This is a genomic window from Mycolicibacter sinensis (assembly GCF_001673565.1).
In the GTDB taxonomy this organism is placed as follows: Bacteria; Actinomycetota; Actinomycetes; order Mycobacteriales; family Mycobacteriaceae; genus Mycobacterium; species Mycobacterium sinense_C.
The window spans coordinates 1-18,142 of record NZ_LZMF01000061.1; the positions used below are offsets into that span (position 1 = coordinate 1).

The 18,142-nt window shown below is 69.1% G+C and carries 17 protein-coding genes; 10 read left to right on the forward strand and 7 right to left on the reverse strand.

Annotated features, from left to right (window positions below; translation table 11 throughout):
• The coding region (locus A5648_RS09940) for a porin PorA family protein (RefSeq protein ID WP_234787386.1) at positions 1-403 on the reverse strand (403 nt) is incomplete at its 3' end.
• A gap of 114 nt (positions 404-517) precedes the next feature.
• Here A5648_RS09940 and A5648_RS09945 point away from each other — a divergent pair.
• The gene (locus tag A5648_RS09945) at positions 518-1,708 is read left to right on the forward strand and encodes an acyltransferase family protein (RefSeq protein ID WP_065024390.1); all 1,191 of its coding nucleotides are present in this window, start codon (positions 518-520) and stop codon (positions 1,706-1,708) included.
• On the opposite strand, the gene A5648_RS09950 is transcribed toward A5648_RS09945, so the two are convergent.
• Positions 1,645-2,973, reverse strand: coding sequence for an oxygenase MpaB family protein (locus tag A5648_RS09950; RefSeq protein ID WP_065024408.1), 1,329 nt, complete (start codon positions 2,971-2,973; stop codon positions 1,645-1,647). The two genes, A5648_RS09945 and A5648_RS09950, sit on opposite strands and share 64 nt — an antisense overlap.
• A 100-nt stretch (positions 2,974-3,073) precedes the next feature.
• Here A5648_RS09950 and A5648_RS09955 point away from each other — a divergent pair, with 100 nt between their 5' ends.
• Positions 3,074-3,655 (forward strand): TetR/AcrR family transcriptional regulator, encoded by a 582-nt coding sequence (locus tag A5648_RS09955; RefSeq protein ID WP_065024391.1) that lies wholly within the window; start codon positions 3,074-3,076, stop codon positions 3,653-3,655.
• A 6-nt stretch (positions 3,656-3,661) separates the two neighbouring features.
• Here A5648_RS09955 and A5648_RS09960 read toward each other — a convergent pair whose 3' ends face one another.
• Complete coding sequence (locus A5648_RS09960; RefSeq protein WP_065024392.1) at positions 3,662-4,639, reverse strand: phosphotriesterase; 978 nt, start codon at positions 4,637-4,639, stop codon at positions 3,662-3,664.
• A gap of 19 nt (positions 4,640-4,658) precedes the next feature.
• On the reverse strand, positions 4,659-5,117 hold the full coding sequence (locus A5648_RS09965; RefSeq protein WP_065024393.1) for a MarR family winged helix-turn-helix transcriptional regulator: 459 nt from the start codon (positions 5,115-5,117) through the stop codon (positions 4,659-4,661).
• A 129-nt stretch (positions 5,118-5,246) separates the two neighbouring features.
• On the opposite strand from A5648_RS09965, the gene A5648_RS09970 reads away from it, so the two are divergent.
• From A5648_RS09970 to A5648_RS09995, 6 genes are all read left to right on the forward strand, one after another.
• Positions 5,247-6,344 carry an LLM class flavin-dependent oxidoreductase gene (locus A5648_RS09970; protein ID WP_065024394.1) on the forward strand — a complete coding sequence of 366 codons (1,098 nt, stop codon included), beginning with the start codon at positions 5,247-5,249 and terminating at the stop codon, positions 6,342-6,344.
• On the forward strand, positions 6,341-6,928 hold the full coding sequence (locus tag A5648_RS09975) for a CE1759 family FMN reductase (protein ID WP_065024395.1): 588 nt from the start codon (positions 6,341-6,343) through the stop codon (positions 6,926-6,928). The genes A5648_RS09970 and A5648_RS09975 overlap by 4 nt, the downstream gene beginning before the upstream one ends.
• A 12-nt stretch (positions 6,929-6,940) precedes the next feature.
• A complete protein-coding gene (wrbA, locus tag A5648_RS09980) occupies positions 6,941-7,537 on the forward strand; it encodes an NAD(P)H:quinone oxidoreductase (protein WP_065024409.1) in 597 nt (198 codons plus the stop codon).
• Positions 7,538-7,607: 70 nt separating this feature from the next.
• A complete protein-coding gene (locus A5648_RS09985; RefSeq protein WP_065024396.1) occupies positions 7,608-8,057 on the forward strand; it encodes a hypothetical protein in 450 nt (149 codons plus the stop codon).
• A gap of 69 nt (positions 8,058-8,126) precedes the next feature.
• Positions 8,127-8,810, forward strand: a complete 684-nt coding sequence (locus A5648_RS09990) for a TetR/AcrR family transcriptional regulator (protein WP_065024397.1) — start codon at positions 8,127-8,129, stop codon at positions 8,808-8,810.
• Positions 8,807-9,751: a R2-like ligand-binding oxidase gene (locus A5648_RS09995; protein WP_065024398.1), complete on the forward strand. Its 945-nt coding sequence runs from the start codon at positions 8,807-8,809 to the stop codon at positions 9,749-9,751. Before A5648_RS09990 ends, A5648_RS09995 begins: the two co-directional genes overlap by 4 nt.
• A 10-nt stretch (positions 9,752-9,761) precedes the next feature.
• Here the strand turns inward: A5648_RS09995 and A5648_RS10000 are convergent, their stop codons facing one another.
• Positions 9,762-11,138: an NADP-dependent succinic semialdehyde dehydrogenase gene (locus A5648_RS10000; protein ID WP_065024399.1), complete on the reverse strand. Its 1,377-nt coding sequence runs from the start codon at positions 11,136-11,138 to the stop codon at positions 9,762-9,764.
• A gap of 112 nt (positions 11,139-11,250) precedes the next feature.
• On the opposite strand from A5648_RS10000, the gene A5648_RS10005 reads away from it, so the two are divergent.
• Positions 11,251-12,168, forward strand: a complete 918-nt coding sequence (locus tag A5648_RS10005) for a hypothetical protein (protein ID WP_065024400.1) — start codon at positions 11,251-11,253, stop codon at positions 12,166-12,168.
• A gap of 126 nt (positions 12,169-12,294) precedes the next feature.
• On the opposite strand, the gene A5648_RS10010 is transcribed toward A5648_RS10005, so the two are convergent.
• Positions 12,295-16,566, reverse strand: a complete 4,272-nt coding sequence (locus tag A5648_RS10010; protein WP_109470744.1) for an alpha-(1->3)-arabinofuranosyltransferase — start codon at positions 16,564-16,566, stop codon at positions 12,295-12,297.
• A 49-nt stretch (positions 16,567-16,615) separates the two neighbouring features.
• Positions 16,616-16,789, reverse strand: a complete 174-nt coding sequence (locus A5648_RS10015) for a DUF2613 domain-containing protein (RefSeq protein ID WP_019738802.1) — start codon at positions 16,787-16,789, stop codon at positions 16,616-16,618.
• Between the two features lie 140 nt (positions 16,790-16,929).
• Between A5648_RS10015 and A5648_RS10020 the strand changes: the two genes are divergently transcribed.
• Positions 16,930-18,111, forward strand: coding sequence for a glycoside hydrolase family 3 N-terminal domain-containing protein (locus A5648_RS10020; RefSeq protein WP_428844328.1), 1,182 nt, complete (start codon positions 16,930-16,932; stop codon positions 18,109-18,111).
• The last annotated feature ends 31 nt before the right edge of the window (positions 18,112-18,142 follow it).

The window sequence follows — 18,142 nt, forward strand, 5'->3', positions numbered from 1 at the left end:
CGCGCTGGACCCGGAGTCCCTCGGCGGCGAACATGCCGTCGTCGATCAGGATGTGCCGCTGGTCGCCCAGCAGCAGACCGGTGTCCTTCTGCCGGTCCGCCCGCCGCAGCGACGAGCCGGCCTGCAGGGTGACCACGTCGGCGTTGGCGGGCGCCTCCACCCCGATCTGCTGCTGGGCGACCAGCGGCACATCCTGATCGACGACGGCATGTTCGCCGCCGAGGGACTCCGGGTCCAGCGCGGCGCCGGAGCCGTTGCTGATCAGGGTGACGTCGAGATCGAGCGGAATCTTGGCGATCTTGCCCGCGGTATAGGTGGACAGCAACAGGGCTGCGATCAGCAGCGCGGCGCCGAGGCCCATGACTGCGCATGCCGCGATACGCATCATGACTGCTCGGTTCACGTCGCCGTATCCTCCCTTTTCCGCTTTTTCCCGCCACACCTAAATCTGTCTGACCCTAACAGCAGAACTTCAAACAGCTACTGTGTGTCCATTGAAGTTTTGGACCGTGATCAGATGAACCAGCAGGTTGGCGGCGTACGCAGCTTCCTGCCGGCCGTCGAGGGAATGCGCGCCTGCGCCGCCATCGGCGTGGTCATCACACACGTGGCCTTCCAGACCGGGCACTCGTCGGGGATCACCGGCCGGCTCTGGGGCCGTTTCGACATGGCCGTGGCGGTATTCTTCGCCTTGAGCGGGTTCCTGCTGTGGCGTGGGCATGCCGCGGCCGCGCGCGGCCTGCGCCAGGCGCCGCCGGCCGGGCATTACCTGCGCTCTCGCGTGGTGCGGATCATGCCGGCCTATCTGGTGTCGGTGGTGGTGATCCTGGCCCTGCTGCCCGACGCCGGTGACGCCAGCCTGACGGTGTGGCTGGCCAACCTGACGATGACACAGATCTATGTGCCGCTCACCCTGACGCCGGGACTGACCCAGATGTGGAGCCTGGCGGTGGAGGTCAGCTTCTACATAGCCCTGCCGCTGCTGGCGCTGGGGGCCACCCGACTGCCGGTGCGGGCGCGGGTGCCGGTGATCGCCGCGGTGTCGCTGCTCAGCCTCGGTTGGGGATTTCTGCCCATCCATACGCCCTACGGGGTGAACCCGCTGAACTGGGCGCCGGCTTACGGCTGCTGGTTCGGGGCGGGCATGCTGCTGGCCGAGTGGGCGTTCAGTCCGGTCGGCCGGGTGCACCGGCTGGCCCGCCGGCGACTGCCCATGGCGGTGGTGACCGTGGTCGCGTTCGTGGTGGCTGCCTCACCGCTGGCCGGCCCGGAGGGATTGACCTCGGCGACTGTCGGCCAGTTCATCGTGCGCACCGCGATGGGCGGGGTGCTGGCCTGGGCGCTGCTGGCGCCGCTGGTGCTGGACCGCCCCGACACGCCGCATCGGTTCCTGGCCAGCGCACCGATGGTCACATTGGGCCGCTGGTCCTACGGGATCTTCATCTGGCACCTGGCCGCCCTGGACATGGTGTTCCCGGTGATCGGCCGCTTCGCTTTCACCGGGGACATGGCGGTGGTGCTCTTGTTGACCATGGTGTTCACCGTCGCGATCGCCGCGGTCAGCTACGCCCTGGTGGAGCAACCGTGCCGGGAGAAGCTACGCGGCTGGGAGAACCGGCACCGGGCCGTGCGCCCCGCCGCCGCTCAGGCGGCCGCGCCTGACGGGGTGTATTCGGCGACGTCGCTGGTGAATTCGGGCGTGCCGTAGGCCTTCAGCCGCCGCTTGAGCAGCCGCAGCACGTAGGCGTTCGTGAGCCGGCGCAAGCCGGGGGTGCGGACAGCGCGTTGCACCACCGCCGCGCGGCCGGACACGAACGGCGCGGTGAGGGCGATCCGCAGATAGTCGCCCGCCCCGAGCGTGACACCCATCTTCGCGGCCACCGCTCGCTTGCCGCCACAGAACATCCGCACGAAGAAGAGCTTGCTGTAGCTCTTCTCGACCGCGTCGGCGATGCGTTCGCGCAGGGTGTCGTCCTGCCGCAGGTAGGCGGCCATCGTGGAGCGAACCAACTCCCCGCAGGTGGCGTCGTCGAAGTCGTCGCGCAGCAGCGCGGCGCGGGCGCTGAACACCCGAATGATCTCAGTGGGCGTGGTCGGCAGCAGCTCTTCGGGCAGGCCGAGCAGAACGCAGCGATAGCGGGTGAACTCGACCTGGGCACGCTCGCTTGGCGTGAACTCGGTGCGTCCTTGGCGGCGGGCGTCCATCGCCAGCACGTAGAGGTTGATCATCCCGGCCGGCATCTGATCGATCTGCGGGATCGGCAGCCCGTAGACCTCGACGTCCCATTTCGGGGATCGCTTGAGCGCGTTGAAGCGGACCATCGAGTGCATCAGCCGCACCATGGCCGCCGCCTCGAAGCCCGGGCCGTAGCGGTCCAGTGCGCCGGGCAGCGTGGTGACGGCGAAGAAACTGGTGGTCTCGTTGACCCGCCCGGCGGCACGCTTGCCCGACAGGGCGCCGGTCAGTGCCATCGGCAGCGCGGCGTAGGTGTTGAGGAAGGTCGCGATGAACGCACCGCGGACCACGAACGGTGCCAACAGCGCCATCGGGAGTCGGGAGTGCTCTGCTCCCTTTCGAACCAGGTCCATGTCCAGCCAGTCCGGGGTGGCTTCCATGTCGGCGATGAACGCCACCAGCTCGGGCGGCGCGTCGGGCACCGCGTCGACGCCGTGGCGGCACGCCTGCTTGAGCATGCCGATCAGGGTGCTGACGCTGTACTGGCCCATCAGTGCGGCGTAGGAGTCCGCCACCACATCGCCTAGCCAGGTCGCCGTCGAAATCAGCTCGACCGCGGCCTCGTCGGCCAGCAGCTTGGCTCGGGTGGCAGGCCGGCCGCGCAGTGACGACACGTCGTCGGGGTCGGTCGTCGTGCGGTAGGGCTGCGTGTCGAAGTCCAGCTCGCCGTAGAGCTCCGGCAGCAGTTCGGCCTGACGGCGGACCCGCTCGCGCAGCTCGGGGTAGTGCGTGGGCAGCGTGGGCACAGAAGACCTCCGAGTAACTAACGTTTCGTTAGTTACAGCTAACAGTTCGTTAGTTATGCTGTCAAGCGTGATCCCGAGCGGACGTCGGCGGATGACGGGTGAGGCGCGCCGCGAGCAGATCCTCGATGTCACCCATGCGATCGTCGACGCCGAGGGGTTCCACGCGGCCACGCCGAACCGGGTCGCGGCGACGGCCGGCGTCAACCGCTCGCTGATCTACCAGCAATTCGGCAGTCCCGCAGGGCTTTTCGTCGCGCTCATCGATCGGGAAGCGGGTCGGGCCGCCGCCCAGTTCGCCGCTGCGATCACCGGCACCGAGAACCCCGAAGCCGAGGGCTTTTTGGCGCGTGTCTTCGACGGGGTGCTGCACGCCGCCGACAGTCACGCGCCGACCTGGCGGTTGTTCCTCTTTCCGCCCCAGGGGGCGCCGCCGGAGTTGCACGAACGCCTCGCCCGCGCCGAGGCCGGCGTCCGCGGCTTTCTCACGCGCGAACTGCTGCGCACCCTGCCGGATCTGCAAGACCCGGACTACACCGCCCATGTCGTGGCCGCCGTCGGGCGAGAACTGTTGCAACTGCGGCTCAGCGAGCCCGACACAGCTTCGCCGGAGCGGCTGCGGGCGTTGCTGCGGTCGATTCAGTTCACCGCCGTGAGCCGAACCGCGCACGATTGAGTGCGCTCAGTAAGCCGCGGAGTTCTCGAAGATCTTGCGCGGGTTGTCCACCAGCATGGTGCGTAGCTGGTCGTCGGTGACCCCACGCTGCCGCAACGCCGGGATCACGTCGTTGTGGATGTGCAGGTAGTGCCAGTTCGGGGCCGCCACCGAACTCAGCTCGCCGGGCAGCGCATCGAAGTAGCAGTTGGCGTCGTGCGAGAGCACCATCTTGTCGGCATGGCCGCGCTCGCACAGCTGCGCCACCGTGTTGACCCGGTCCTCGAACGGCAGGATCAGGTCGATGCCGAACCGGTCCATGCCCAGATACGAGCCGCCCGCGATCAGCTCCTCCAGGTAACCCAGATCGGTGCTGTCCCCGGAGTGCCCGATCACCACCCGGGACAAATCGACACCTTCTTCTTCGAAGATGCGCTGCTGTTCCAGGCCGCGGCGCAGCCCGGCGTGGGTGTGGGTGGAGATCGGCGCTCCGGTGCGCCGGTGAGCCTGGGCGACCGCGCGCAGTACCCGCTCGACGCCGGGGGTCACCCCGGGCTCGTCGGTGGCGCACTTGAGGATTGCGGCCTTGATCCCGGTGTCGGCGATGCCGGACTCGATGTCGCGGACGAACATGTCGGCCATGAGCTCCGGGCCGTCCAGCATTGTGCCGGGGCCCCGGTAGTGGAAGAAGAACGGCACATCGTTGTAGGTGTAGACGCCGGTGGCCACCACGATGTTCAGGTCGGTGCCCGCGGCGACCCGGGCGATGCGCGGGATGTAGCGGCCCAGCCCGATCACGGTCAGATCGACGATGGTGTCGACCCCGGCCGCCTTCAATTCATTGAGCCGGGTGATCGCATCGGCCACCCGGGCGTCCTCGTCGCCCCACGCCTCCGGGTAGTTCTGGGCGATCTCGGTGGTCATGATGAACACGTGTTCGTGCATCAGGGTGACGCCGAGGCCGGCGGTGTCGATCGGCCCGCGCACGGTGCTTAGCTGTGGCATGGCCTGATCGTAGGGACGCTTAGCCGTTGTGTACCAGGTTGTCGCGGATCTGCGCGTAGGAGTGGGCGAACTGTTCCACCTCACGCGGGCTGAGCAGATTGAAGAGGTTGGCGCGCACCGCCTCGACGTGCCCGGGCGCCGCCTCGGCCAACTTCTCCATGCCCGCCTCGGTGAGCTCGGCGTACAGGCCGCGCTTGTCCTCGTCGCACTTGATCTGGTGAACCCAGCCGGCGTCGGTCAGCCGCTTGACCGCCCGGGTGACCCCGCTGCGGGTCGTCACCGTGATGTCGGCCAACTCGTTCATCCGCATCCGCTGCTGCGGGGCCTCGGACAGTAACGCGAGGATCTCGAAGTCGGACAGGTTGAGCCGCGCGTCGGTGGCCAGTTGCCGGTCCAGGGCACGCAGCAGCAGTCGGGTGCTGTCGAGGTACCCGCGCCACATCCGATGTTCCTCCGGGCTCAGCCACTGCGTGTCCATGCCCCCACAGTAGTTGATTTCGGAACGAGTCTCCCGTGGTAACGGTCGGAATATCTGGAAAACTAGTTTCGTTGTCAACTATCAGCTAGAGTAGCCAACATGAGGAGGGCAGTCGTGTCGAGCACTGGTATGCAGTTCGGCATCTTCACCGTCGGCGATGTCACCGCCGACCCGACCACGGGACGCACGCCGACCGAGGCCGAGCGGATCAAGGCGACGGTGGCGATCGCCAAAAAGGCCGAGGAGGTCGGCCTGGACGTCTTCGCCACCGGCGAGCACCACAACCCGCCGTTCGTGCCCTCATCGCCGACCACCCTGCTGGGCTACATCGCGGCGCAGACCGAACGGATTCAGCTGACCACCGCCACCACGCTGATCACCACCAACGACCCGGTGAAGCTCGCCGAGGACTACAGCGTGCTGCAGCACCTGGCCGATGGCCGGGTCGACCTGATGTTGGGGCGCGGCAACACCGGCCCGGTGTATCCGTGGTTCGGCAAGGACATCAGGACCGCCCTGCCGCTGACGGTGGAGAACTATCAGCTGTTGCGCCGGCTATGGCGGGAGGACGTCGTCGACTGGAGCGGGGAGCACCGCACCCCGTTGCACGGGTTCACCCTGGCGCCGCAGCCGCTGGACGGGGTTCCCCCCTTCGTCTGGCACGGTTCGATCCGCAGCCCCGAGATCGCCGAACTGGCCGCGCACTACGGCGACGGCTTCTTCGCCAACCACATCTTCTGGCCGCCGTCGCACACCAAGCGGATGGTGCAGCTCTACCGGCAGCGCTTCGAGCACTACGGCCACGGCGGCGCCGACCAAGCGATCGTGGGCCTGGGCGGTCAGGTGTTCCTGCGGCCCAACAGCCAGGACGCGGTCAACGAGTTCCGGCCGTACTTCGACAACGCCCCGGTCTACGGGCACGGTCCGAGCCTGGAGGAGTTCAGCGCCCAGACCCCGCTGACCGTCGGCTCACCGCAACAGGTCATCGACAAGACCCTGGGCTTCCGGGACTACGTCGGCGACTACCAGCGCCAGCTGTTCCTGGTCGACCACGCCGGCTTGCCGCTCAAGACGGTGCTGGAACAGCTCGACCTGCTGGGCGAGCACGTTATCCCGGTGCTGCGCAAGGAATTTGCCGTCGGCCGCCCGGCGCACGTGCCCGGCGCGCCGACGCACCAGTCCCTGGTTGAGGCCGCGAGCCGGTCCGAGATCCAGGAGGCGTCATGAACCTCGTGGTGATCAGCAGTGGGCTGCGTGAGCCGTCGTCCACCCGGCTGCTGGCCGACCGGATCGGTGCCGCGGTACGCGCCGAACTCGGCTTGGCTGATATCGAGGTCGTCGAGCTGCGGCACCTGGCTCGGGCGATCACCGACGCCATGCTGACCGGCTTCGCCGCACCGGAGTTGGAGGCGGTGTTCGAGAAGGTCGCCGGTAGTGACGGGCTGATCGCGGTGACGCCGACGTTCAACGCGACCTTCAGCGGGTTGTTCAAGTCGTTCTTCGACGTACTTCCCGAGCAGACCCTCAACGGCACGCCGGTGCTCATCGCAGCGACCGGCGGAACCGAGCGGCACTCCCTGGTGCTCGATCACGCCCTGCGGCCGATGTTCACCTATCTGCACGCGCTGGTGTCGCCCACCGGGGTGTACGCCGCGACGTCAGACTTCGGTGCGCGCGGGCTCGACGAGCGGATAGCCAAGGCGGCCAACGAATTTGCTCGACTTGTACCACTGTGCGGGCGCGGCCGCGGCGAAGCGGTCAACGCCGAACTCGATGAGATGCACCGCCTGCTCGCAGGCGCCCAACAATAAGGAGCAGTGAAAATGACGAACTTGGCGGTTATCTACTACTCGGCCACCGGACACGGCACCGCGATGGCGCAACGGGTGGCGAAGGCGGGCGAGGCGGCGGGCGCCGACGTGCGCCTGCGCCACATCGAGGAGACGCGGGACCCGGCCACCTTCGCGCACAACCCGGCGTGGACGGCCAACTATGAGGCGACCAAGGATCAGCCGGCCGCCACCGGCGATGACATCGTCTGGGCCGACGCCGTCATCTTCGGCTCGCCCACCCGGTTCGGTTCTCCGGCAGCGCAATTGCGGACGTTCCTCGACTCGCTGGGCGGGCTGTGGGCCAAGGGTGCGCTCGCCGACAAGGTCTACGCCGGCTTCACCTCCAGTCAGACCGCGCACGGCGGGCAGGAGGCGACGCTGCTGAATCTCTACGTCTCGCTGATGCACTTCGGCGGGATCCTGGTGCCGCCGGGTTACACCGATCCGATCAAGTTCGCCGACGGCAATCCCTACGGGGTCGGGCACATCACCGGCCCGGACAACCAGAACGAGCTGAACGACGCCACCCTGGCCGCGCTCGATCACCTGGCCACCCGGGTGGTGGGGGTCGCCGCCAAGCTCGGTTGACCAGCGGTCCGCGATTGACCCAACTCCTGCTCGGGTAGACCACGGCCACCTACGAGATGGAGTTTGGCCAATGAAGATCTTGATGCGGCTGCGTCACGCCCCGGTGCGGCTGGCCACCGGGGCGTTCATCCTGGATGCCGGAATCAACCACACCGAGCCTGACGAACAGACGGCGCAACAGGTACACGGCATGGCGTCTGGCACCTACCCGTTCCTCTCCTCGATCGATCCGATGGCCTTCACCCGATTGCTCGGCTACGCGGAAGCGGCGTTGGGCGCGGCGCTGCTGACACCGGTGGTGCCGTCGATGCTCGCGGGCGCCGGTCTGGTGGCGTTCTCCGGCGGCCTCCTTGGGATGTATCTACGCACGCCGGGGATGCGGCGCGAGCAGAGTCTGCGCCCGACACCGGATGGCATCCCGCTGGCCAAGGATTCCTGGATGCTCGCCATCGGTGCCGGGCTGATCCTGGACGAACTGCTGTCACGTGCACGGCAGCCGGCGGACCGCATCAGCACCTAGCCCCGACCCCTTGTGGCGTGACGCACCTCACACTAGGATGACCAGTGGTCATTCCAGTGAGGTGGTCCGATGCCGACGGTGACGTGGGGACGGGTCGACCCGGCGCGCCGGGCCGCGGTGCTGGACGCCGCCGAGGCGGAGTTCAGCGCGCGCGGCTTCTCGCACGGCAGCCTCAACGTCATCGCCCGGCGCGCCAAGGTCGCCAAAGGCAGCCTGTTCCAGTACTTCGCCGACAAGGCCGACCTGTACGCGTTCGTCGCCGACACCGCAGGTCAGCGGGTGCGGTCCTACATGGAGCGACAGATCGTCGAACTCGACTCCAGCCGGCCGTTCTTCGAATTCCTCACCGACATGCTCGACGTGTGGGTCGCCTACTTCGCCGACCATCCGCGGGAGCGGGCGCTGCATGCCGCAGCCAGCCTGGAAGTCGACACCGACGCCCGGATCAGTGTGCGTACCGTCATGCACCGGCACTACCTGGAGGTGCTGCGCCCCCTGGTGGCTGACGCGCAGGCCCGCGGCGACCTGCGTCCCGACGCCGACACCGGCGCACTGCTGTCGCTGCTGCTGCTGATCCTCCCGCACCTGGCGCTGGCGCCTTACCTGCGCGGCATCGATCCCATCCTAGGACTCGACGAGCCCACCCCGGAACTACCGGCCCTGGCGGTACGCCGGCTGGTCGCCGTGCTGGCCGCGGCATTCGGCGGCGAGACAACTCGCCATCGGCACCACTCGAAGGAGGCAGTTCCATGACCCGTACCCACTTCGACTCACTGGCGGCGGGCGGACTGAACTGGGACAGTCTGCCGCTCAAGCTGTTCGCCGGTGGCAACGCGAAATTCTGGAACCCCGCCGACATCGACTTCTCCCGCGACCGAGCGGATTGGGAGGCGCTGACCGACCGGGAACGCGACTACGCCACCCGGCTGTGCGCGCAGTTCATCGCCGGTGAGGAGTCGGTGACCCAGGACATCCAGCCGTTCATGGCGGCGATGCGCGCCGAGGGCCGGCTCGGTGACGAGATGTATTTGACCCAGTTCGCCTTCGAAGAGGCCAAGCACACCCAGGTGTTCCGGATGTGGCTCGACGCGGTCGGGATCACCGAGCAGTTGGACAGCTACCTCGAGCCGCTCCCGACCTATCTGCGGATCTTCAACGAGGAGCTGCCGGAATCACTCGGCGCGTTGTCGGATGATCCCTCACCGGCGACGCAAATTCGGGCGGCGGTGACCTACAACCATTTCGTCGAGGGCACGCTGGCACTGACCGGGTACTACGCCTGGCACAGGATCTGTGTGGAGCGCGGCATATTGCCCGGCATGCAGGCGCTGGTCGGGCACATCGCCGACGACGAGCGACGCCACATGGCCTGGGGCACGTTCACCTGTCGCCGCCACGTCGCCGCGGACGACGCCAACTGGACGGTGTTCGAAGCGCGCATGAACGAGCTCATGCCGCTACTGGGCAGCTACACCGCAGAGGGGGACGCGATCTACGGCGGCGACACCCCATTCGGCCTGTCCCCCGAAGTGGTGTTCAACTACGCGATGGACAAGGGAATGCGGCGGTTCGGCACGATCAGCAGCGCCCGCGGCCGCCCGGTCGGCGAAATCGACCTGGACTACAGCCCGGTGCAACTGGAGGACACCTTCGCCGATGAGGACAGCAAACTGCTGGCGGCCGCCTCCGCCTGAACCCGGCGGCTCAGGCCACCCACACCGTCTTGAGGTTGCAGAACTCGCGAATGCCGTGCCCGGACAACTCCCGGCCGTAGCCTGACCGCTTGATCCCGCCGAACGGCAACTCCGGGTAGGACACCGTCATCCCGTTGATGAAGACCTGCCCGGCCTCGATCTCGTCGGCGAAGCGGCTGATCTCGGCTTCGTCGCGGGTCCAGGCGTTGGATCCCAGTCCGAAGGTGGTGGCATTGGCGATCTCGATGGCCTCGTCGATGCCGGCGGCGCGGTAGACCGATGCCACCGGGCCGAACACCTCCTCGGTGTACAGCGCCATGTCGCGGGTGATGTCGGTGACCACGGTGGGTGGGTAGAACCAGCCCGGGCGGTCGAGTCGCTTCCCGCCGCAACGGATCACCGCACCGGCCGCGGCCGCAGTGTCGACCTGCTGCTCGACCTCGTCGCGGCCCTGCTCGGTGGCCAGCGGCCCGACGTCGGTGTCGGGGTCGGTGGGATCGCCGACCCGCAGCGCCGACATCTGATCGGTGAACTTGGCCACGAAGTCGTCGTAGATGTCGGTGTGGACGATGAACCGCTTGGCCGCGATACAGGATTGGCCGTTGTTCTGTACCCGGGCCTTGACCGCGGTGGTTACCGCGGTTTCCAGATCGGCCGACGGCATGACGATGAAGGGGTCACTGCCGCCCAGTTCCAGCACCGTGTGTTTGACCTCGTCGCCGGCGATGGCCGCCACCGACCGCCCGGCCGGCTCGCTTCCGGTCAGGGTTGCCGCGGCCACCCGCGGGTCGCGCAGTACCCGCTCGACAGCGCCCGATCCGATCAGCAAGGTCTGGAAACAGCCGTCGGGAAAACCGGCGCGAGACAACAGGTCCGCGAGGTACAGCGCGGTCTGCGGCACGTTGGAGGCATGTTTGAGCAGGCCGACGTTGCCGGCCATCAGGGCCGGCGCCGCGAACCGCACCGCTTGCCAGAGCGGGAAGTTCCATGGCATCACCGCCAGCACCACCCCGAGCGGCTGGTAGCGCGCGAACGCCTTCGACGCGTTGACCGTCGAGGCGTCGGCGGGCTCGTCGGCCAACAACGCCGCACTGTGGTCGGCGTAGAACCGGAAACCCTTGACGCACTTGAGTGCTTCGGCCTTGGCGGAGGCCAGCGTCTTGCCCATCTCGAGGGTCATCATCGCGGCGACCTCGTCGGCTTCGGCCTCCAGCAGGTCGGCGGCCGCGTGCGTCCATTTGGCGCGCTGGGCGAAATCGGTACGACGGTAGTCGGTGAAGCGGGCCGCGGCGCGAGCGATCGCGGCCTCGATCTGCGCCTCGGTGGCTGCGGTGAACGTCTTGACCGTCTCCCCGGTCGCCGGGTTGGTGGTGGCAATTGCGGGCACGCGGGCCTCCTTCGGGCGCTGCGGTGTGGCGTGTGCAGGTCCAGCCTGCCACCCCCGAACCGCGTAGGCTCGCCACGAGCCAGAATCAGTACGTCGACACGGGAGTCACCGGATGCGTTTCAACCCCCCGCCCAACTGGCCGCCTGCGCCGCCCGGCTGGGCGCCGGACGCCAACTGGGCGCCGGATCCGTCGTGGCCGCCCCCGCCGCCGGGTTGGCAGCTGTGGGTCGACGACACGGCTCCGGTGCCCTATCCGCCGTACGCGGCGCCGTGGCCGATGCCGATGCCCGAGCACCGGCCGCGCAAAGTGCTGTGGCTTTCGCTGGCCGCGGCCGCGGTTGCCCTCGTGGTGGTCGTCGGGCTGGTGCTGAGCTTCGGCGGTCGCCTCACGGCCGAGGAGAAGCCGTCGCGCAAGCCCGACATCACCGAGCTGACGTCGGACATGCTGGTCGACCGGGCTTCCTTCCCGGACCCTTCGGGCGGCAAATGGATCAGCGGGGTCAACGACGCCGGTGACGCTCCTTCGGAGATGCCGAATCTGACCGTCGACCCGCCGGAATGCGCTGACTTCTACTCCAGTCCCACGTCGGCCACCCAGACGGCGACGGCCACGTTGGCCAAGCTGCAACCCGGTGGTCTGCACTCGATGAGGGTGCGCCTGGCGCTGACGCCGGATCGCCCGAACCTCAAGGCCTTTGTGGACAAGTGTCAGTCGTTCCGGCAGACCTTCGAGGCCGGTGGGCGCAGCGTCACCACCGATATTCAGCTCAGCCCGCTCGATGCCGAGGGGGTGCCGCCCTGGGCGGTCGCGACGGTGATCACGAGCTCCAGCAAGGCCGCCATCCGGCTGCCGATCGCGATCACCGCTTCCACGATCTCCGGTTACTACCGCGGGGTGCTCGTCGTCGCCACCAGCAATGACATCGGGCTGCGAACCGGCAACGACGACGCCGACGCTGAGGCGGCCAACGCCGAGGCACTGGTGAAGCTGTTCAACACCCAGATCGAGAAGCTCGAAGCCGCCTCGTAGGCCCCGGCAGGCCCAGTGGCCCCATGGCTGGACTGGGTAGACGCGTCCGAATCGGATAGCGCCCGCGCTATCGCTGGAGCTTCGTGCCCGCTGATATCGCTTGCGATATCCGATTCGAACAGCTCACTATGCCGAGTTGGCGGTGCCAATGGTGCTGTTGGGGCCGAGGTTATCTCGACCACCACGCGCGACCACCGCCGTCGCGACCAGCGCCGCAACCGACACCAACGCCGCCAGCTGCACCCCCGCGGAATGGCCGGCATAGCCGTCGACCGACCGCCACGGATGCCGGCACAACACCGCACCCGCCAGGATCAGCCCGCCGGCACTCAACCCCAGCCGGGCCGCATCGAAGGCCCGCCGGCGATGCCGCAGCGCGAACATCAGAGCCAGCGCTGCCCCGAACACCGCGGCTCCGGCGGTCCCGGCGATCAGCGCGCCAACCGTCAACGCCCCGACCACCGCCGCCCGGCGGCCGGGCTCCCAGGGCTGCGCCGGGGGACCGGGATCACCTCTCCGGCGTGCCGGCCACCAGGCCAGCAGGGCCAGCAGCGGCAAGAGGGCCAGACCGCCGGCCATCCCCAGGCGGTACATCCGGTTGGGCCCGTACGCCAGCGTGAGCGTGCCGTCGGTACCTGCCGGCACCACCCAGCCCTGCTGCCATCCGTTGACCGCCACCGGAACCAGCCGGGTGCCGTCCGGCGTGCGCGCCACCCAGCCGCCGTTGATGCTCTCCGGAACGACCAGCACCCGCGGAGTCGCCGCGCCGGGCACCGTCACCTCCCGACGGGCCGCATCCCACGTGCCGATGACAGCGGGCGTCGTCGTGGATCCGGCCAGACTGTGCTCCGCCGTCGGCCCGGACATCGTCGCGCTGTCGACGACGAACGCCGAACCCGGACTGATCAGCAACTCCTGTTCGCCGGGCGGCAACGCGATCGGCCGCTTGTCGCAGGGGCGTGCCGGCACCGGTTGGTCATCGAGCAGGGCACCCACGGTGGTCGTGATCGAGGTGTGGACGAACCGGCCGGCGATCGCGATGATCGGGCCGTGGCCGCAGCCCAGGCTGACCCGGCGCGAGCGGTTGCGCGACGGGTCGGCGGGGGCGACCGGACGGCCGTCGGCGCCGAGCACGCCGACCTCGGCCAGCCCCGGCGGTTTGAGCTGGTCGAAGCCGATCGCCGTGCGGTCGATTACATCCTCCCAGCCCAGCAGACTGATGGTGACGGTGTCGGTGACCCGCGGTTGCAACGCCACGCGCTGGTCGTCGGAGTCGTCCAGTTCCCGGACCTGCGGTCCGGAGCCGAGATCGATGGCCACCATGGTGGGCCGGGCCGGCAGCGGTGACCTGCTGGCGGCGAACTGCAATCCGGCCACGTGGACCGGCCGCGGCAGTGTCAGGGTCAGGGTCGGTGGAGAGCGGTGGGCGACCACCCGCTGCGACGCGGTCCAGGAGGTGCGCGGATCACCGTCCGCGGCGGCGTAGGCCGATCCGAGCACGTCGAGCACGTCGGCATCGCCGTGGGCTCGGGTGGTGCCGGGCTCGGCGATCAGGTCGACCAGATTGGGCCCCTGGCGTGGCCGCACCCATACCATCGGGGTCACCGAGATCGGCCGCGGCACGTTCAGGGTGCGGCTGAAGGTGGCGGGCTCCTCGGGCTCCAGCATCATCGAGGCCGCGCAGCGGACGGTGTCGGCGGTCGCCGCACACCCGGTCCGGCCCGGCAGGCCGGCACCCAGATCCCACTGCGCCACGTGTGCGCCCGCCGGCGGGGCCGGCACCAGCGCGGTGTGGCGCAGGTCGACTGGATGCGCGAAACCCGAAGCGTCGTACTGGGTGACCGACAAGTCGGTGATACCGAACTGCACGCCGCGCGATCCGTCGTCGGTGCCGGAGGCCGTGATGCGCACCCAGGGCGTCTCACCGTAGGGCAGCGCGGCGGTCAACGGCTCGCCGGCGTGGTCGAACCGCAGCGTGGTGGTGCCGTTGACGGTCGAGATCTGGATCCGCCGCACCTGCGCGCCGACGGCCGTCGCGCTGGGCGTCACGGTGATGGTGCCGTTGGTCAACGGACGATCGAAGTCCACCTGCAGCCACTGACCGACCGCGGACTGCAGCGCGTTGGACACCCAGGCGGTGCCCGAGTCGCCATCGATGGCGGCGGCCGGCGACGTCGACGGCGCGACGTCGGGCAGGGTGGTGGCGTCCGAGGAGGAACTCGACGCGGTGAGTCGCCCGCCGACCCAGCCGCCGAAGACGGTGGCGGCCCCGGGCGTCGGATAGTCCGGCACCCGGCTGTGGGTGTGGCGGGAGTCGCCGGCGGCCCGGATCGTCGATGAGTGGTCGTCGACCCGGCCGTAGTCGGTTTCGCGCGCCAGCGGGGTATCGGTGACGGTGACTCCGACATGGCGCGGCGGCCCCAGATCGGCGCGGCGGGCATCAGCGGTCATCAGCACCGGGCCCAGCACCGGCTCGCCGCGCAACCGACGGTGTTCGTCCAGTCGCAACAACACCTCCGGGCCCCCGGCGACCCGCGGCATCGCATCGAGCTCGGCCAGATACGGCGCGCCCGGGTTGGCGCCGGCGTCGCCGACCCGGTAGATCTCGATCGCCGGATAGGCCGGGCGCAGGCCGCTATCGGAGACGAATCCCGGCACCGTGCCCGACCCCACCGGCTCGCCGAACTGCGCCACCCGGTGCAGTCCCGGAGAGCCGTCGACGGCGCGGTGCACCAGCAGCGGTCGGGCCGACCGCGAGGTGTCGGGGTCCAAGTCGTTACGTACCACCAGATACGAGATGCCTTGGCGGGCAAGGGTGTCGGCTAACCCAGCTGAGGGGCGGCCGGCGGCGAACAGGCGCTGCACCGAGTCCAGTGCCCGGATGGTCTGCGGTGGGGTCAGCGGAATCGAGTCCCGCACCCCCCACGGACCCGCGTCGAGCACCTGCAGGGGTTCGTCGTGACTGCTGCCCCAGGTCTGGGTGGCGAACGGCGCCCCCGGCGCCACCAGCACCCGTCCCGGGGTAGGGCCGCCATTGTTGTGTTCGTCGAGCCAGGCGGCGGCGTCGCGCCAGTACTGGGGCAGCGCGGAAAACGTCCCCGGCGGGGTGAGCCGGCCGGTCCAGGCCAGCGACGTGCTGACCATCAGCGCCGTCAGGAGCACCAGCCCGACCGCGGCCGCCTTGTGGTGCTCGGGGTGAACGTAAGCGCGCCGCCACACCGGCGCCGGGGCGCTGCCCGGCAGTGGGATACGGCCCAGCAGGTAGGTGAGCCCCAGCACCAGCGGGATCCGGATCACCGACTCGAGCTTGTGCACGTTGCGCAGCGGGGCGCCGGCGCCGTCGAGAAACGCCTGCACCAGAGGCGCCAGCGGCGAACCCAGGCTGCCCGCATAGCCGAGGGCCAGCAGTGTCACCCCGATGAGCAGCATGGCCACCAGCCGCCCGGCGCCGGGAAGCTGCCGGCGCAGCATGCCGGTCAGGCCGGCGAGCCCGCCGGCGGCCACCAAACAGGTGCCCAGGATCATCACCGGGCGGGTGACCAGCGGCGCGCCCGCGGTGGCGTTCGGCGCGACGAACGGCGTCCAGCTGTGCGTGCCGCGCAGCATCTCGGTCAGCGACGTCCACCGGGTCGTCACACCGGCAGATTCGATGAAGTCCAGGAACGGCGGACTGACCCGGCCCAGCAGCACCAGGGCCACCACCCACCACGTCACGGCCAGCGCCAGGGCCAGCAGCCACCAGCCGGTGAAGGACAACCAGCGCCGGGTCGGGCGATGACACAGCCACCAGAGGATCGCCGGCAGGCAACCCGCCAGCGTTGCGACCGCATTGACGGCGCCCATCAGGGCGACCGCCACCCCGGCCTGGCCGGCCAGCATCCGCACCGGTCGCGCCGGAGTTTCGGTGTCCGGGGCGCCGAGCGCCCGGATGACCGGCAGCAGCACCCACGGCGCCAGCATCATCGGCAGCGTCTCCGAGGAGATCGAGCCCAGGGTGGTCAACACCCGCGGCGACAGCGCGAAGGCCGCGGCGCCGATCAGCCGCGCCGTCGGCGTCCCGATCCGCAACGTCTCGGCGACCCGCAGCAGGCCCCAGAATCCGACCGTGAGCAGCAGGGCCCACCACAGTCGCTGGATGACCCAGCCGGGCAGCCCCACCAGGTCGCCGATCAGGAAGAAGGCGCCGTGCGGAAACAGGTAGCCGTATGCCTGGTTCTGCACCTGGCCGAACGGCAGTTCGCTGCTCCACAGGTTGACGGCGCGGGCCAGAAACCGCAGCGGAGCAGCGGTCAGGTCGAGCTTGGTGTCGGGGGAGATCCGTCCGGGCGCTTGGATGAAGCTGCAGGCCAATGAGAGTGTGCCGACCAGCCACAGCCAGCGCCGGGACAACGGTGTCACATCCTGCGACTCCGCCTGCGAACGGCCGGAAGCCGGCGGCGTTCGCAGGTCAGCCGCGGTTGCCGTATTCCACCCTGTTCAGCACCGAGGACGCCGGGTCGCCTCCGGCGATCTGCGGCTTGGTGTCTTGTTGCACCATCAAGGTGACGCCGAAAACAGCCGCCGCACCGAGCAACACCCCGACGACGATGCTGATGGCCGCCGGCACCACGAATCGAGGCATGCTCTGGCTCCTTCCGCAGTCCCGCGACGTGATCTCGGGGCACCGTCAAACCCCGCTGGCCCCGACCGCCAACCTAGCATGCGGGCCGAGCTGGGACCGCCGCATGAACCCGGCGGTTCAGGTCGTGACAGCATGGTCCGATGCCTGGATCGCTGACTCGCCAACTGCCCGGCCTGCTGCTGGCGGCCGTGATGCTGCCAGCCCTGGTGACCTCCTGCTCGCCCCGCACCCAGCCCTCCGAACCGTCGTCGAAAGCGGAGTCCTCCGGCGCCACGACGGCTGCTGGTGCACCGGTCGATCCGGTCTGCGAGCAGCTGGCGGCGTTGCCGCTCCGCGACAAGTTGGCGCAGCTGGTGATGGTCGGCGTCCGCGATGCGGCAGACGCGCGGGCAGTGGTGACCGATCACCATGTCGGCGGCATCTTCATCGGCAGCTGGACCGAGTTGTCCATCCTGACCGACGGTTCGCTCAAGGAGATCGCCGGAACCGACGGGCTGCTGCCGCTGGCGGTCAGCGTCGACGAAGAGGGCGGCCGGGTGTCGCGGCTGTCGAAGTTGATCGGGCCCTCGCCGTCGGCGAAGGAACTGGCCGCCACGCGCAGCGTCACGCAGGTGCGCGAGCTGGCGGCCGAGCGGGGACGCAAGATGGCCGAGCTGGGCATCACCGTCGACTTCGCGCCCGTCGTCGACGTGGTGGACGCCGGCACCGACGACGAGACGGTGATCGGGGACCGCTCGTTCGGGTCGGATCCGGCCAAGGTCACCGAGTACGCCGGGGCGTACGCCCAAGGGCTGCGTGATGCCGGGCTATTGCCGGTGCTCAAGCACTTCCCGGGTCACGGCCACGGTTCCGGTGACTCGCACACCGCCGGCGCGGTGGCCACGCCGCCGTTGGCGCAGCTGCAGGACAACGATCTGGTGCCCTACCGCACACTGGTCAGCCAGGAGCCGGTGGCCGTGATGCTGGGCCACCTGGAGGTGCCCGGCCTCACCGAAGACCCCGCCAGCCTGAGCCCGGCCGCGGTCAACCTGCTGCGCACCGGCACCGACTATCACGGCCCGGCGTTCTCCGGGCTGGTGTTCACCGACGACCTGTCGTCGATGGCCGCCATCACCGAGCATTACGGCGTCGCCGAGGCGGTGCTGCGCAGCTTGGCGGCCGGTGTCGACATCGCGCTGTGGGTCACCACCGACGACGTACCGGCGGTGCTGGATCGCCTCGAGCAGGCGGTGGCCGCCGGCGAACTGAAGCAAGAGGGGATCGACGCCTCGCTGGCGCGGGTGGCCGCGGTCAAAAAGCCCGGGACCCACTGCCAACGGTGATCTCGCCGCCGCGACCGATCACAGAAGTTAC

Coding starts and splice junctions, on each gene's coding strand:
- A5648_RS10005 (WP_065024400.1), top strand. CDS start 11,251: ATGCGTTTCAACCCCCCGCCCAACTGGCCGCCTGCGCCGCCCGGCTGG.
- A5648_RS09965 (WP_065024393.1), bottom strand. CDS start 5,117: ATGGACACGCAGTGGCTGAGCCCGGAGGAACATCGGATGTGGCGCGGG.
- A5648_RS09955 (WP_065024391.1), top strand. CDS start 3,074: ATGACGGGTGAGGCGCGCCGCGAGCAGATCCTCGATGTCACCCATGCG.
- A5648_RS10020 (WP_428844328.1), top strand. CDS start 16,930: ATGCCTGGATCGCTGACTCGCCAACTGCCCGGCCTGCTGCTGGCGGCC.
- A5648_RS09945 (WP_065024390.1), top strand. CDS start 518: ATGAACCAGCAGGTTGGCGGCGTACGCAGCTTCCTGCCGGCCGTCGAG.
- A5648_RS09970 (WP_065024394.1), top strand. CDS start 5,247: ATGCAGTTCGGCATCTTCACCGTCGGCGATGTCACCGCCGACCCGACC.
- A5648_RS10015 (WP_019738802.1), bottom strand. CDS start 16,789: ATGCCTCGATTCGTGGTGCCGGCGGCCATCAGCATCGTCGTCGGGGTG.
- A5648_RS09995 (WP_065024398.1), top strand. CDS start 8,807: ATGACCCGTACCCACTTCGACTCACTGGCGGCGGGCGGACTGAACTGG.
- A5648_RS09985 (WP_065024396.1), top strand. CDS start 7,608: ATGAAGATCTTGATGCGGCTGCGTCACGCCCCGGTGCGGCTGGCCACC.
- wrbA (WP_065024409.1), top strand. CDS start 6,941: ATGACGAACTTGGCGGTTATCTACTACTCGGCCACCGGACACGGCACC.
- A5648_RS09960 (WP_065024392.1), bottom strand. CDS start 4,639: ATGCCACAGCTAAGCACCGTGCGCGGGCCGATCGACACCGCCGGCCTC.
- A5648_RS09975 (WP_065024395.1), top strand. CDS start 6,341: ATGAACCTCGTGGTGATCAGCAGTGGGCTGCGTGAGCCGTCGTCCACC.
- A5648_RS09990 (WP_065024397.1), top strand. CDS start 8,127: ATGCCGACGGTGACGTGGGGACGGGTCGACCCGGCGCGCCGGGCCGCG.